This window comes from Paraburkholderia sp. BCC1885 (assembly GCF_900996235.1).
Lineage (GTDB): Bacteria > Pseudomonadota > Gammaproteobacteria > Burkholderiales > Burkholderiaceae > Paraburkholderia.
Genome location: NZ_CAAJGM010000245.1, coordinates 1 through 15,151, shown reverse-complemented (window position 1 = coordinate 15,151; position 15,151 = coordinate 1). Strand labels below are relative to the sequence as shown.

Sequence of the window (15,151 nt, the reverse complement as noted above, 5' to 3'; positions counted from 1 at the left end):
ACCAGATGCGACTGCGTGAGCAGCAGCCCGATCCCGCTGTCCTCCATCATGTAGGCCAGCCGCTCCGCCGGGTAGCCCGGGTCCAGCGGCACATACGCACCGCCCGCCTTCAGGATCGCCAGCAGGCCCGTCACCATCTCTACCGACCGCTCCACCGCAATCCCCACCCGAACCTCCGGCCCCACCCCCAGCTTCACCAGATGCTGCGCCAGACGGTTAGCCCGCGCGTTCAGCTGCGCATAGCTCACCTGTTCGTTGCCAAAGACGACCGCCGTGGCATCCGGCGTCGCACGCGCCTGCGCCGCAATCCGCTCGTGCACCGGCCCCACGTCCTCATACACTTCGTCATTGCGCGCGCAGGCAAGCAAAGTCCGCCGTTCGTGTTCGGTCGTGATGGCGAGATCAACCGCTTTATGATCCATCGAGTGGGCACCACCCCCCGCGTCGGCTTCGACGAGACGACGGAGAATGCTTACCCAGTGACGACTCATCCGATCGATGGTGTTGCGATCGAAAAGATCCGTGCTGTAGGTCCACACGCAACCGAGTTCGCCGGCCAGATCACTCACATCCAGCATCAGATCGAATTTCGATGTCCGCGAATCGTTTGGCAGGAACTCGCTCTTCAGATCGGGCGTGATATTTTGTTCCTGCTGGAACTCCCAGCGTTGCACATTGCACATCACCTGAAACAGCGGAGCATACGACGCGCTCCGCTCGACCTGCACTGCGGAAACAATCGAATGGAAAGGGACATCCTGATTCGATTGGGCGTCAAGGGCAGCCCGCCGAACGAGCTCGACAAGCTCCGCAATGGTCATCTCGTCGGGAATCTCACAGCGCAGCACCTGGGTATTCAAAAACGCGCCGATCAGCCGCTCAAACTCAGGCCTGATCCGGTTGGCCACCGGATACCCAATGCGTAGGTCGCTTTGCCCCGAATAACGTCGAAGCAGAATGAAAAGCGCGATCGCAACGGTCACGAAAAGAGTAAGGCCCCGGGAACGACTGAACGCCCGGACCGACTGAGAAAGATCATTGTCGAGGGTGAAACGAATATAATCGCCCCGGAAGGTCTGTACTGGAGTCCGGGGACGATCCGTGGGCAAGTCGAGCACCGGGTGCTCGTTCCCGAGTGCGCTCCTCCAGTACGAGATCTGGCGCTCGCCCTCGCCAGCCGAGAGCCATTTGCGCTGCCACGCGGCAAAATCAGCGTACTGGATATCAAGCTGCTCGAGCGTCGCACTGCGCCCTTCCACGTGAGCGCGGTAAAGCTCAATGTATTCGCGCGCAAACACCTCCATCGCCCATCCCTCGACGATGATGTGGTGAACCGTCACGAGCAGGACGTGCTCCTGATCGGCCAGTATGACGAGTTTCAGGCGGATCAGCGGGCCCTTCTCGAGATCAAAGGGACGGTGGGCTTCCTCGTGTGCCTGGATCTGCACACGTGCCTGCCGTTCGTTCTCCGGCAGCGCGGACATGTCGATCCGTTCGATCCGAAGGTCCGCGGTTGCGGCAACCTGCTGGACGGGCTGTCCGCCCACGTTCTGGAATGTCGTGCGGAACGCCTCGTGGCGGGCCGCCATTGCCTGCAGGCCGCAATCGAGCGCAGCAAGATCGAGCGGACCGGTCAGGCGCACCGCGCCGCCGACGTTGTAGACTGCGCTTTCCGGCTCGAGGCTCCACAGGAACCACATCCGCTCCTGGGAATACGAAAGCGGCAGCGGCTCACTGCGGTCCACTTTTTCCAGTGGCGGCTGACCGCTTCGGCGACCTTCATCGATTTCGCGCTGGACGTGCGCAGCGAATGCAGCCAGATCCTGCGCCTCAAAGACCGCTCGCAGGGGCAAGTCGATATCGAACTGCCTGCGCAAGCGCGTCACGACCTGCGTGGCGAGCAGCGAGTGTCCACCGAGATCGAAGAACCTGTCAGTCAGGCCCACACCCTTCACCTGCAGGATGTCTTCCCATTCCCGAGCAACCGCGATCTCGACCGGCGTGACCGGGATCACGCTACCCTCCACATCCCATTCCACATCGGGCAGTGCAGCGCGGTCCAGTTTGCCGTTGGGCATCAACGGCAGGCTGTCGAGCGCAACGATCTTCGCCGGAACCATGTATTCCGGTAGTTGCGCTGCCAGCCGCTCACGCACCTGGTTCAGACGGACAGGCCCGTTGGGCACAACGTAGGCAACGAGACGCGTGCTACCGCCCGGCCCGCTTCGCGGGACCACCACCGAACTATGGGTCTCCGGTAATGCCGCAAGCGACTGCTCGATTTCGCCCAGTTCGATACGAAAGCCCCGGATCTTCACCTGATCATCATCGCGCCCGAGATATTCGACGACGCCATCGGAACGCCACCTCGCCCGGTCACCGGACCGATACAGGCGCGAGCCCGTCCGGCCATCGAACGGATTTGGCAAGAAGCGCTCGGCGGTCAACGCCGGGCGGCCGGCATAACCGCGGGCGAGAATGTCGCCCCCGATGTAAAGATCGCCCTCGGCGCCAACCGGTACCGGATTCAAGCCAGCATCGAGAATATGAATCTGGCTGCCAGGGATCGGCCGCCCGATAGGCACCAGTGCGCGGTCTTCGACGCGGCAGGTCCAGTACGTCGCATTGATCAGCGCCTCCGTAGGCCCGTAACGGTTATCAAACCGCGCCGCCGGGAATGTACCGAGCACCTTCGCCTGAAGCTCGGCGCTCAATGCCTCGCCGCCGGAAAACAGGTAACGCAGACTATGGCAGCGGGCGGCTTCCTCCTCGGACACGAACAGGCGCAGCATCGACGGCACGAAGTGAATGGCGCTCACGCCATACTCACGGACCAGGCGCGCAAGAGTGCGCGGATCGCGGTGATCGCCCGGCTCCGCGATCGCCACCTGCGCCCCGACCATCAGCGGCCAGAAGATTTCCCAGACGGCGACGTCAAACCCAAGCGGCGTCTTGTGCAGAAGCGTGTCTCCCTCACCGAGACCATACTCCGACTGCATCCATGCGAGACGGGCGTGCATCGCGGCATGCGTGTTCGCGACACCCTTCGGACGCCCCGTGGTGCCGGACGTATAAAGCACATAAGCCAGGCTGGACGGATGCAGCGAGACGGGCACCTTCCGGACAGGTTCGCCATCATCCGGAAGCGCGTCGACATTGATCAACCCTACACCGGGCGCGGGCGTCAGCCGTTCTGCGATGTCGCCCTGTGTCAGCACGATGGACAGACCCGAATCTTCCATCATGTATGCGAGCCGCTCGAGCGGATAGTCGGGATCGAGCGGCAGGTACGCTCCCCCCACTTTCAGGACACCCAGCAGCGACGCCACGAGATCGAACGACCTCTCCATCGACACGCCGACGGGCCTGTCCGGCTCGACGCCTGCACTGCGCAGTGCAGCCGCAATCTGCTCCGCCCGCGTGTTGAGTTGGGCGTAGGTCATGACGTGCTCACCGCGCCGTAGCGCAACAGCATCCGGTGTAACCAGCGCCCGCCGTTCGAACTGGAGATGGACAAATCCCGCTTCACCGGGTCCGGCATCCACACCACTCCATGCAAGCAGTTGTTTCTTCTGCGCCTCGTTTGAGAATTCGAGCCCGCCCAGCGGGCCGTCCGGACGGCGTGTGACCGTGTCGAGCACCTGGATGAAATCATCCGCGATCCGTGCGACGGTGCCCCGGTCGAAGAGGTCGGTCGAATAGACAAAGGTGGCCGATACGGCACCCGTAGCCGTTTCCGCCGTGTTCAGTCCGAGATCGAACTTCGCGATGGCCGCATCCTGCAGCGATGCTTCGACATGCAATCCAGGAACCGACGACAAGGCGCTGAAGTCACGCTGCAGATGGTTGAACATCACCTGGAACAGCGGATTCTGTCCGGGAATACGCTCAGGCTGCAGAACCTCCACGAGCCGGTCGAACGGTACGTCCTGATGCGACTGCGCTTCAAGCGCAGTACGCTGCACGGCATTGGTCAGCGCCAGGAAGCTCAGTGAAGGTGCGACATGCGAACGGATGACCAGCGTGTTGACGAAAAGCCCAACGATGCCTTCCGCTTCCGTACGGGCGCGGCTTGCGACGGGCACGCCAACGCGCAGGTCGTACGCGCCCGAAAGGCGCGAGAGTAGTACGGAAAATGCACCGAGCAGAACCGCGAACAGCGTCGTGTTGCGTCCCGTCGCAAATGCGCGGACCCGCGCGGCCAGTTCGTCCGGAAGCGCCACGGAAACACCGGATCCCTCGAAGGTGCGCGAGGACGGCCGGGGCCGGTCTGCCGGCAGTTGCAGCACCGGGTGCTCGTCGCCGAGTTGCGAGCGCCAGTACGCAATCTGCTTCGCTTCCTCACCGCCCTCGAGGCGACGCTTCACCCAGGCCGAGTAGTCGGCATAATCAACTGGCAGCGGACGCAGGGCCGGTTTCGTTCCGGCGGCAAATGCGCAATACAACGTCGCGAACTCGTCGATCAGCACGTTCATCGACCATGCATCGGAGATGATGTGATGCAGGGTCACGGCGAGCGTATGAACAGCCGGCGCTTCACGGAATAGCCTTACGCGCCATAACGGGCCGCCGACAAGGTCGAAGGGCTTCTCACTCTCCGCCTGCACGGCTGCCTTGACACGGTCCGGTGTCGATGCGTCGTCGAGGTCTTCCAGCGGTAACGCAAACGAGGCGTCGCCGGAAATCTTCTGGATGACCGTATCGCCTTCTTCGACGAGCGTGGTCCGAAGGACCGCGTGCCGCTCCTTCAACGCTGCGAAAGTCTTCTGCAGCGCACCCAGATCCAGATCGCCCTCGAGACGCAGCGAGCCCGAAACGTTGTAGGCCGCGCTGCCCGGATCGAGCTGCCACAGGAACAGCATGCGTTGCTGCCCAGCAGACAGCGGCGCAACGCTCTGGTCGCTGCGCGCCGGGATCACGTCCACGCGCGTCTGCCCCTGCACCGCTGCCTGCGCGGCGAACGCGTGGGCAAATCCGCGCAGGGTCGGGGTCTCGAAAAATGCCTTCAGTTCAGGTGTACGGCCGGTGCGGTCCTGGATTCTCGCTGCGATCCGGGCCGCCGAGAGCGAGCTGCCGCCTAGCGCGAAGAAGCTCTCGTCCGGATGGATCTGGCTCACGCCCAAGACCTCCGACCAAGCTTCAGCCACGAGCAGCTCGACGTCGCTGTCTGCGGGCTGTTCCGCAGCCAGCTCGCCATTAATCCCGGCAGCCGACAACGGGGTGCCGTTCACGAACGCTGCGAAGCTGTCAAACTGCCCCTTCTCCCAAAGATTGGCGCAGGCTGCGCGCTGCAGTTTGCCGCTCGTGGTCTTGGGAATGGCCCCCGGGTTGAGCAGCACTATCACGCCAGGTGGTTCCCGGTGCGCCTGTGCAACCGCCGCCCGGATCTCCCGCGCCAGCACGTCGGGAGCGACCAGCTTCTGGACGTTACGGCTGACTTCCGCGGCGATGCCGATCGTCTCCTGCCCGTCAATCTCGACCGGGAACGCCGCGACACGCCCCTTGCGCACCAGTTCCACCTGGCTTTCGACGGCGTTCTCGATATCCTGCGGATAGAGGTTCTGGCCACGGACGATGATCATGTCCTTCAGCCGTCCGGTCACATACAGCTCGCCGTCCTTGAGGAAACCAAGATCCCCCGTACGAAGCCACGTTGCGGCATCCTTTACGACGAAAATCGACTCCGTTGCCTCCTCGTTCTTCCAGTACCCGTGCGCGATGCTCGGACCACTTGCGCAGATCTCACCAACACGCCCGTCATCGAATGCCTCGCCCGTAGCCGGATCGATAATCCTGACCGTGTGCAACGCTTTGGTACTGCCCGAACTGACGAGCGTGCGCCCATCTTCCCGCTCGATCGCCTCGTTGCACGCCAGTGCGTCCGCGTCGAAACTGGCCGAGCGAATGCCACGGCCACGCGCACCACCTGTGACGAAAAGCGTCGCCTCGGCAAGGCCATAGCACGGATAGAGCGCAGAAGCGTCGAAGCCGCAGTCGGCGAACCGCTGCGAGAAATTTCTGAGCGTATCGAACCGGACCGGTTCAGAACCCGAAAATGCAATGCGCCAGGTGCTCAGATCAAGCGATGCAAGCGCTTCTTCGGGGATGCGTTCCACACAAAGCCGGTAGGCGAAATCCGGACCACCGCTCACGGTCCCGCCGAACTGGCTGATCGCGTTGAGCCATCGCACTGGCCGCTCAAGAAAATGCTGGGGAGAGAGCAGGACAGCCGATATGCCACTGAAGAGCGGCTGCAGTAGGCCCCCGATGAAGCCCATATCGTGGTTGAATGGCAGCCAGCTCACCACTGTGTCGCCATCGTCGATACCGAACGCCTCGCGGATCACGACCTCGTTGGCCAGCAGGTTGCCATGCGTGACTTGTACACCCTTCGGTTGCGAGGTCGAACCTGACGTATATTGCAGGAACGCAAGCTCGCCCGCAGCAATATCGGCCGCCTCAATCATTGCGCCGTCTTGTCCTGTCGCGTCGCTCGCGATGACGGTGATCTGTCCAAGTGCCGGGTAGCCCCGACGCAACGTCTCCAGCGGCGCGAGCATGTCGGCCTGTGTCAGCAGGAACTTCGGTCGGGCATCACCGATGATCCGCAGGACGCGGTCCAGTTGCTGGGTCGACACGGTCTCCGGAGGATAGGCCGGAACTGCAATCACGCGTGCGTAGAGGCAGGCGAGAAACGCGACAATGTACTGTGGGCCAGTCGGATACAGCAGGAGCGCACGCTCCCCGGCGCCACCTGCTTCGTGGAGACGCGTCGCCAGGCGACGCGCCCGCCGATCCAGTTCGCCATAGGTCAATGTATCGGTGAGCGCTTCGCCATCACCCAGAAATCGCAACGCGACGCGATCAGGGTGCTCGGTCGCCCGTTCTGCCAGCAACGCCGCGAGTGTCGCGGGAGACTTCTTACGCACGTCCATGTCTTCACCTTTTCAATACAGGGCAGTCGCCGCCACAACAGCAACGACGATGTGTTCCAGCACCGTATGCCGTCCCGGTAGATGCGTCGAGCACCGGCGGCCTCACGGTTTATGTCTCGCCTCGTGTCTCCCCGAGGAGGCTTGCGGCTTACTCATCCGCAGTCTGCTTGCGATGAAGGCGTGCAACCGGGACCCCACTCATCTGAACGTGTCCGGTTTTCTCCGCATCCCCCGATGACTGTCCGGCGTCTGGCTGGCGTACCCGGCCGACGCCGTGGGTCGGCTCCCGGCCAACGTCGCTCCAGAAGGGGGGCTCCGATACCCCACCGAGGGAAGCGGAGGATGATGTCGCTGCGTCACCGGTATCCGTTGCCGTCAACCCCGGTTGAGCGGTCGGTGAACCGTTTCGGGACTGGTCAGCCCGCGTTGCGCGATTGAGAAAAGGGCACCGGCCGGCTGCACGGAGGTTTTCGTCAGCGAGGAAATACTGCTTCCATTCGAGGTTCCCGGGATCTCCGTAAAAGCCGAGATCCGGATGGGGTTCCACTTGGTCCCACGCACGCAGACGCTCGCGCACCTGGTTACGTGCTTCACGGCCGATCACCTTGTTGGTAATCGTGTCGACGAAAACGGCGCGCGGCTGAAAAAGCAGTACCATGCCCGGCCCGAGGTTGCGGCTGTGTCGTTTGTTGAACGACGGACAGGCGCAAACCACAAACATCTGCAAGCCACCGAACGAGAACTCCCATGCCTCGTCGTCCGGATCCGGCTGGAAGTCGGCTTCGGGGTGCGGGTCCGTATTGTGCAGATGCTGAAGCGCACCCCAGAAGTAATCGTGATAGGCCTGATGCGACAGTGGCTGCGAATCCGGTTCGAAGAAAATCGCAATGTTATTCCTGCGATACTCAGGCTGGTTCGCCAAGCGGGCAAACGTCGCCATTGTTGCGGGTAGTCCGCTGATATCCTTGCTCGGAACATAGGAATAGAACATCTCACCCCGCCGTTCGGCGAGGGTACCGAAAAAGCAGGGATATTCCGGGTGCATAACGAGCGAGCGCAGCTTTTCATAGGAGCTTCCCAACCATTCGGGAAAGCCTGTGAGCCCGACGTTCTCCTTGAGAATGATGCGGGTACGCCAATCACTTACCGGACGTTTCCTGCTTTCTAGCGTGGTACCACTGTTGTCGTCAGCCTGCATGACCCTCTCCATCAGAAACGGTTTTATCAGGGCTTCGCGTTTGTGCGAAAGCGGATGCGATCAGCAAAAAAAGCCCCCGGCTTGTCTTATACAAGCCATCTTCATTTCACTTAGTAGTCCGGATCGTCCTTTTGGAGAACGGGGCTGGGCAGTTACTTTCCTGGCGACATCATCCGGTTCGCGACACTATTCGAGCAGAGACCTATGCCGCTGCCGTCACACGTGCGGGCAATCCCCGCAAAAGTTCCTCTATCCACTCTTCGGGAATGATTGGCTGGTCGTACGTGCACTCTTCACAGACCACGGTCGAGCCATGCAGCCGTCCGTCAGGAATCAGCACCTTGTCCCCCTCTTTCATTTCGTGCCGCATACCAAGGTTCCCCCAGAACCACATTTGGGGCGCCCCTGGTGCTTCACCTCGACTTCTGATCACCACCAGCCGGTGGTCGTTATGGACATGCGTGGTCGAACACATGTCCCGCGGCTCAACAAACGTCTCTCGGTCGATATCTGGGCACTCGTCAGCAATGCGCTTGTCGATCTTCTCTGCAAACTGGACAAAGCGCTCCAGCGCTGACAACCATTTCAACTGCTCGCCCAGATCCCAACGTGCGCGCTCAGCCATTTTCTCGGCCACGGCAACCCCCTGGCCGGTCCGGAAGATTCCTTCGCCGCCGAAGCGGCTTTCCATCTGCACCAGCGCGCGCGCAAACCGCGAGACGAGGCGCTCGGCGGCGGCCGTCGCATCGGCATGTGTCACGCCAGGCGACACAAGGTGGGGACACGCCTCTGCCAACGCGGCCGAAAATGCAATCGCCTCCGCTTCCGCGACAAAAGCTGCACCAAGCAGTGCAAATGCACGGTCGGGTCGCGAGCCCAGTGCGTACAACAAATTGCTCTTCGCCATGCTTGTGGGCAGATAGAACTGCCAGTACGAATGCTCACGGCGCGTCACACCAACAAACTCCGCAACACGCGCGAGCAACGCATCCGTTGTCTGCGTCGCGAGGTCGGGCCGGTCATCACCCATCACGCTGTTGAAGTAGCCCGATGCAACGGCCCGCTCGACCGCAACGCGCCGGGACGGCGCCAGGCTCCAGCGCTGAATCATGATGAAGCGCAGACCTTCCACCAGATAGTTGTTGCGCACGAGCAGGGCGAAGATCTCTGCCCAGAACGCCTTTTCGTCGTCGATCACGCTGCCAAGCCGCTCGACGTATGTCGTCGCTGCCTCGCCACGTTGCGCCTCGTTGCCAAGGAATGCAAAACCGTAGTGCTCCAGAAACGGACGGATGCGGGCACCCAGCACCTGATTGCGTTCGCCGTAGAACGCATCGAAGCGCGCAAACTCTCCCTCAACGTCAAGCCGCGGAAGCCGCGCCACGCCAACTTCGTTCAGGCTCAGCAACAACCGCTGGGTCGCCAGCGCTGGCAGCCGGCTCACCCGCTCTGCCGGCACAGGCTTCTTGAACTGCAGGAACTCGAGGTCCTCCGGACGCAACGGGCGCCGATAGAAATCCTCCTCAAGCGCCAGTTCCTCGACGGTTGCGCTGCGAAACGCGTGATGCGATGCGAACTCCCGGATCAGCCCGATCACCTCTTCGCGCTGGCCAAGGTAAGGGGCGAAATCGAAAAGCGGAGACGACTTGTCCACCATATACACCTCCACGAGAGACGCTGGCTGTCAGGCGCACGATCGCTGTCGCGCGCCGGATTGCCCGCGTGAATGAAACGCCCTCGCGAGGCTGTCGACAACCAGATCGATGACCCTGTCGCGATGGGTGTTGATAAAGAAGTGGCCAGCCGGAAGTTCCTTCTGCTCGAAGACGCCAGTGGTTTCCGAAGCCCAGGCCGCAAGCTTTAACGGGTCATCGGCTATCTCGCTGTCATCCGCGCCGCCGAGCACAAGCATTGGACAGTTGAGCGTAAGGCGTTGCCGGAATTCGTAACTGCCACACAGGTGAAAATCCGCCCTAAGAAAAGGCAGCACGAGCTCCATAAATTCCCGGTTCCCGAGCAGTTCGTCCGGCATCCCCTGGAACGAACGCACTTCATCCAGGAACTCTTGCTCCGGACAGGTCAGCCAGTGCAACTCAAGTTCTCGACGGCTTGGAGCCGTGCAGGCCGATGCGCCGAACCATACCGGCGACAGGCCGTAGCGGTCGCGAATCGCATGCGCGAGTTCAACGCCCACCAGCGCACCCATGCTATGTCCGAAGATTGCGAACGGTGATGTCACATACGGCTGAACGTCTTCGACCAGGAGATCGAGCAATTCCGGCCAGCGGTGCATCGGCTTCATGCTGTGACGCGCACCGCGCCCCGGCATATGCAACGGCACCAGCTTGATCCACTGCGGTAGTCGGGTAGACCATTCGCGATATACCGCAGCGCTTCCACCCGCATAGGGAAGGCAAAACAGGTTGAGTGTGTCGACAGCCCATGGGGATCGGATCATTCCGCTGCTCATCAGTGCAACGATGCCCGCTCGGTCTGGCCCTGCGCGGCGCCGCCCGCGTCCATCGCCTTTCGCAGACTGGCCGGGCGCATGTCTGTCCAGTGCTCCTCGATATACGCCAGACACTCAGCCTTCTTACCTTTCTTGCCCGCTGCCCGCCAGCCGCCGGGGATCTCCTTGTAGCTCGGCCAGATCGAGTACTGCTCCTCTTGATTCATCACCACTTCGAATTCAGCGTTTTCGTCGTCCCAGCTCATTTCGTATCCTCTGCGCGCGTAGCAACATCGTCCTCGCGACCGGACATTTCGAACGTCACGGCCGTGGCCTTATGAACGGAACGCATAAGCTTGTTCCCGCCCAATTAATGAGACTTATTCTCAATCAACAGATGAAAATTAGGCCCCACAAGATCGATTGTCAAGGCATTTCCATCTGCGCGTCACGACCATTTCGAATTCACGCCGATACGCCGGCCTTCTCGTATGTCTTCTGCAATGCGCCCTGAATACAACCCCTTGTGCGATCAGGGCACGAGACATGCTGGCAGCAAGGTTCGAGACAACGGCCTGGTGATATTTGCAATAGAAATATCGAGTACTTCCACACCCGGCGATTGGCAAAATTACTGTTCACTTCTCAAATAAACAGAAATCAATACCACCGTGACTGAAATGCCCCTCTCGCATCACCACTGGTCTATCGTAGAAAGCAGTTGTGACGGATTCGTTACCCTTTAGGATTCCCTTTATCGTAATTCGGCCCGTCTCTCCACGCGACCACATGTGACAGGCGAGTGCGATCTGGAGCAAACGACATCGTTACGTCATCAATCTGGCCGTTCGAGCGCAACGCGTAGTGTGCCGACAAGGCGACCGCGGAGCGCGCGTCCTCGCGGTTTGCCCTCATTGCGGATGGCGTGAATCGCTTTGCGTATGCAGCCGTTGACACGACGCTGCGAGCAATCGGAGGGGTACGACGGTAGCGAATGAGTGAGAATGCCACCCCTGACGTCGAGGACAGCAGACAGCCCGCTGTCGAACTGGCGGAGCCAGAAGATCCGATGGTCGACAACCTTTCTTCCGGCAGGTCACAAAGATACTGCTGAAATGGCCGATTGCAACAAAGATATCTGAACGCCTGCACCACAGCAAGAGCGAGGCAGTCGCTGATCGCACGGGCAAATACCCGTCCTCAACAAGCTGCAGGGGCGTGTGGTGAGTTACCACTCGACACGACACTCCATCGACGGATTGCGTCCGAGGCGATGCTGGCGGAGCGCCATCACAGGCGCTAAACCGACTGTGATAACGAGACCATCTCGCTTTATGCACGAGGCCCGAGTCCAAGGGGGGCGCGGGTCGCACCGATGGAGTGTACAGGCAGCCTGCTCAATGCGCTCTACGAAGAGACTGCCTGGACTATATCCGCGTCAAATGGATCAAGCATTTTCACGCTAGCTCGTAAATTCAGGATGCCGAATCATGTTATCCATAGCAATGATTGGACTTCCCGTCGCCACGATTGCGACTCGATTCATCCGGAACCGGGAGACGGGAGCGAAACCATCGTAGCATGTCCCATAACCGGCGCAACCCGCGCACGTGTCATCTTAATGATGCATCCTAAAGCTCGACGTCACCCGACCTTATATTGACCACCTGTAACGGATTCCGAATACAGACGTTGCAATCGGCATTACGTCCTTGGGTAGCGCCAGAGGTCCCAGCGCCTCAAACGCGGATTCTTCCCGCGGACTCTCGCCGATGCGAGCGAGCTGTGGGAGCGGTCGTTATCCCCGACCCTTTTTGCCCTCCGGTCTGGATTTTGTAGGGCGACAATCCCGGCAATAGCCGTGCAGGACAAGGTGGTGCCCGGACAGCAGATAGCCCAGTTCTTCCGCGACCGTCTTCTGTCGCGCTTCGATCAAGGGATCGAAAAACTCGTCTACCCGCCCACAGTTGAGGCATATCACATGGTCGTGACGCTTGCCCTCGTTCAGTTCGAACACGGCGGTAGTGGAACCCAGGGTGCCGCTGGACAATATGCCGGCTTCGACCAGTTGGGCCAGCGCCCGATATACAGTCGCGAGCCCAATGTCGATTTTTTCCTCAACGAGATGGCGGAACACTTCCTCCGCGCTGAAGTGCCGATGCTTGCTGCCATGGAAAAACTCCAGGACCTTCACGCGGGGTGTGGTCGCCTTCAATCCTGCACTTTGAAGTGTCTGCTCAATATCCTGCATGGGCATGTTTCACATCAATCCGTTGGGTGGGGAAATAGTTAGAACAACCGATCACTGCGATGGTTCACTACACGTGCCGAACTCGCAAGCCACGGCGAACTCCGCCCTTCGCGCTCTCCGAAGGCGTCGATTCTAACGTGTCCATTAATATTCGAACCGCCGCGATGCGCTTCTGGATGCGATCGCTCACCGGTTATAACGGAATAGGAGTGATTTTTATTCCCACATGTACCGCCTACGACACTCGACATGAAAATGACTCGCATTCGCTTTCGCGTACCTCCGCGTTGAGAGCCCGCGGCGATCAGCAGAGCAGGCGGACACCACGTGGAAACCGCGTCAGCCCTCAACGCCGGCACCTGAGCTATTTTCCGTGAAGTTCCACTCGTAGCGGAGGTCGGTCCCGGTTCGAAGCCGCTGACCCTCACCATGCACGACAATCGCGTTCTGCCCAAACGTCAAGCCACCATCCACCAGACGATTCGCGCGATAAACGGCCATCGTATCCAGCGGTTCATTCGGCCACGTCGAATCGCGTGTGCCCGTCGCCTGATCGATTGTCGGTATCGGACACCGGGCACATGGCTTGACCAGACGCAGGACAATCGCACCGTCTGCGCCGATGGAAATGGTATTGAGAAAATCCTCGTCGTACGCCTCGAGTCCCGAGAGCACCAGATTGGGCCGAAACCGGTCCATCGGGAGCGCAGGGGCGCCTTTCGCCAGCAGACGCGCGTTGAGCTCATCGAGCGACTCCTGCACCGTCACGAGCAGCGGAAAACCGTCCGCAAACTGGGTGAACGCGGCATCGCCGCCAGTCCAACGTGCGCTCACGCGGCGTTGAACAGCGTCATCGAAACGCACTAACCGGACGCTCACTCCAATGACCTCTGAGAACCACTGTGCTGCTAGATCGCCCTCGTCAAGAGCTGGCAGGTGGTCCTTCCAGATCGTGACCTGACGGAGGTTGCGACCGCACCCGATGTCCAGTGAGACGGACAGCATGGGCATATTCGCCGCATGAACCAATAGGTCTGCCTCCGTCAGCATCGGAACGATGCGCGCCATGGACGGATATTCGCGCTGCGAGACGAACCGGCCATCGCTGTCAACTACCATCCAGTGCCGGTCCCAGGCGAGCCCGATTGACGTGAGGCTCGCCTCGCCCTGAACTATCCCTCTGCAGGATTTGATCGGATAAGTATAGAGGGCGCTCAGGACAGGCATGGGCAATGGAAAAATGGATGAGCCGCCCGATTCTATCGCACGCGTGCACTCATTCCGCCAAGGCGCAACGCTCAAAGATGCGCTCTCATCAGGATGACTGTATCGCCCCTGTCGCCGCAATACCTGGAGATGGTTCGTCCATGATGCGTGCGGGTGCCACTCGCCCGACGTTTCGGGGATACGCAAAAAGACGGCGTAGCTGGCGTTGAGTATCAGCCCGCTCGCGCATCGAAGGGGTCTAGTCTTGCGCGCGGGCAGGCTCACATCGGCTGGCTGGCCAAACACCTCTGCTGAGGTGGTCCCCACAATACCCGGTGCGACGTGCTACTTCCTCAGGATCAGTGTGCCGAGCCGCGCCAGGCTCAGTACATAGCGCGCTGCGTTATGGAGGATTTCAATGCGGCGACTCCTTTCAGAAGGTCCTCGCTGCCAAGCTGTTTTGCTGTGCCCCTGGGAGCAGATGTCAGGCCCTCCCCGTCACGCTGTAGCGGTAAGCGTGACAACGCCCCCCCTTTTTTCGCGGTTCACGCGGATTCACGGCTTTCTGCCTCAATCCAGCGGCGCACAGGCGATCGCCGCTTCCGTCTCGCGGGTGCGAATTCCGTTCCCCTCCCCAAACGCCACGCAACCCACGTAACCGGGAAGATCGTTCAGCCAGTGGTACTGCAATGTCCGAGCACCGGCAAAGACTACCTCCCCATTCACGACTGGCCGACGGAGACCATCTCCAGCAGGATCGATTTTCAGCGCACGCAGGCCCTCCGTAATGCCTAGACCCAGCGTTTTCAGCAGCGCCTCCTTGGCGGTCCAGCATCGGAAAAAACTCTGTCGCTGCAGCCATACCGGTTCGACCATCAACGCCCACCGCTCCTCCTCCGAGCAGACCAGATCAATCAGCCCGTGCCAGTCAGTAAGCGGCTCGGCCCGACCGTTTCGCCATGCTGACTTTTCCAAAGCATGATGAGCGCGTTCAGATCAACGGAGCCAGTCAGCCATGTCGAACGCAGGGGGCGCAGCCCATCCCCGTCGCACGTACGCGCGAAAATTCAAGCAGCAGGTGATCAGAGAGACGTTGGTGCCTGGCATGTCGG

General features: G+C 60.7%; 8 protein-coding genes. All 8 read right to left on the bottom strand.

The window, feature by feature from the left end; genetic code table 11:
* Positions 1 to 6,935: non-ribosomal peptide synthetase (locus tag FQ755_RS31845; protein WP_144160628.1), on the bottom strand; the 6,935-nt coding region annotated here is incomplete at its 3' end.
* 148 nt (positions 6,936 to 7,083) lie between these two features.
* Positions 7,084 to 8,133, bottom strand: coding sequence for a YqcI/YcgG family protein (locus tag FQ755_RS31840; RefSeq protein ID WP_144160625.1), 1,050 nt, complete (start codon positions 8,131 to 8,133; stop codon positions 7,084 to 7,086).
* 202 nt (positions 8,134 to 8,335) lie between these two features.
* A complete protein-coding gene (locus tag FQ755_RS31835) occupies positions 8,336 to 9,790 on the bottom strand; it encodes an iron-containing redox enzyme family protein (protein WP_144160622.1) in 1,455 nt (484 codons plus the stop codon).
* A gap of 27 nt (positions 9,791 to 9,817) precedes the next feature.
* Positions 9,818 to 10,591: a thioesterase II family protein gene (locus tag FQ755_RS31830; protein ID WP_260858973.1), complete on the bottom strand. Its 774-nt coding sequence runs from the start codon at positions 10,589 to 10,591 to the stop codon at positions 9,818 to 9,820.
* Between the two features lie 11 nt (positions 10,592 to 10,602).
* Positions 10,603 to 10,848, bottom strand: coding sequence for an MbtH family protein (locus FQ755_RS31825; protein WP_144160616.1), 246 nt, complete (start codon positions 10,846 to 10,848; stop codon positions 10,603 to 10,605).
* Positions 10,849 to 12,380: 1,532 nt separating this feature from the next.
* On the bottom strand, positions 12,381 to 12,833 hold the full coding sequence (locus FQ755_RS31820; RefSeq protein ID WP_144160631.1) for a Fur family transcriptional regulator: 453 nt from the start codon (positions 12,831 to 12,833) through the stop codon (positions 12,381 to 12,383).
* A 339-nt stretch (positions 12,834 to 13,172) separates the two neighbouring features.
* Positions 13,173 to 14,060 carry an MOSC domain-containing protein gene (locus FQ755_RS31815; protein ID WP_144160613.1) on the bottom strand — a complete coding sequence of 296 codons (888 nt, stop codon included), beginning with the start codon at positions 14,058 to 14,060 and terminating at the stop codon, positions 13,173 to 13,175.
* A 549-nt stretch (positions 14,061 to 14,609) separates the two neighbouring features.
* The gene (locus tag FQ755_RS31810; protein WP_144160610.1) at positions 14,610 to 15,014 is read right to left on the bottom strand and encodes a 4'-phosphopantetheinyl transferase superfamily protein; all 405 of its coding nucleotides are present in this window, start codon (positions 15,012 to 15,014) and stop codon (positions 14,610 to 14,612) included.
* Positions 15,015 to 15,151: the final 137 nt, after the last annotated feature.

What these genes read in the sequence shown, in the direction of transcription:
- FQ755_RS31815 (WP_144160613.1), bottom strand. Translation starts at nt 14,060, where the DNA reads ATGCCTGTCCTGAGCGCCCTCTATACTTATCCGATCAAATCCTGCAGA.
- FQ755_RS31825 (WP_144160616.1), bottom strand. Translation starts at nt 10,848, where the DNA reads ATGAGCTGGGACGACGAAAACGCTGAATTCGAAGTGGTGATGAATCAA.
- FQ755_RS31840 (WP_144160625.1), bottom strand. Translation starts at nt 8,133, where the DNA reads ATGCAGGCTGACGACAACAGTGGTACCACGCTAGAAAGCAGGAAACGT.
- FQ755_RS31830 (WP_260858973.1), bottom strand. Translation starts at nt 10,591, where the DNA reads ATGATCCGATCCCCATGGGCTGTCGACACACTCAACCTGTTTTGCCTT.
- FQ755_RS31820 (WP_144160631.1), bottom strand. Translation starts at nt 12,833, where the DNA reads ATGCAGGATATTGAGCAGACACTTCAAAGTGCAGGATTGAAGGCGACC.
- FQ755_RS31835 (WP_144160622.1), bottom strand. Translation starts at nt 9,790, where the DNA reads ATGGTGGACAAGTCGTCTCCGCTTTTCGATTTCGCCCCTTACCTTGGC.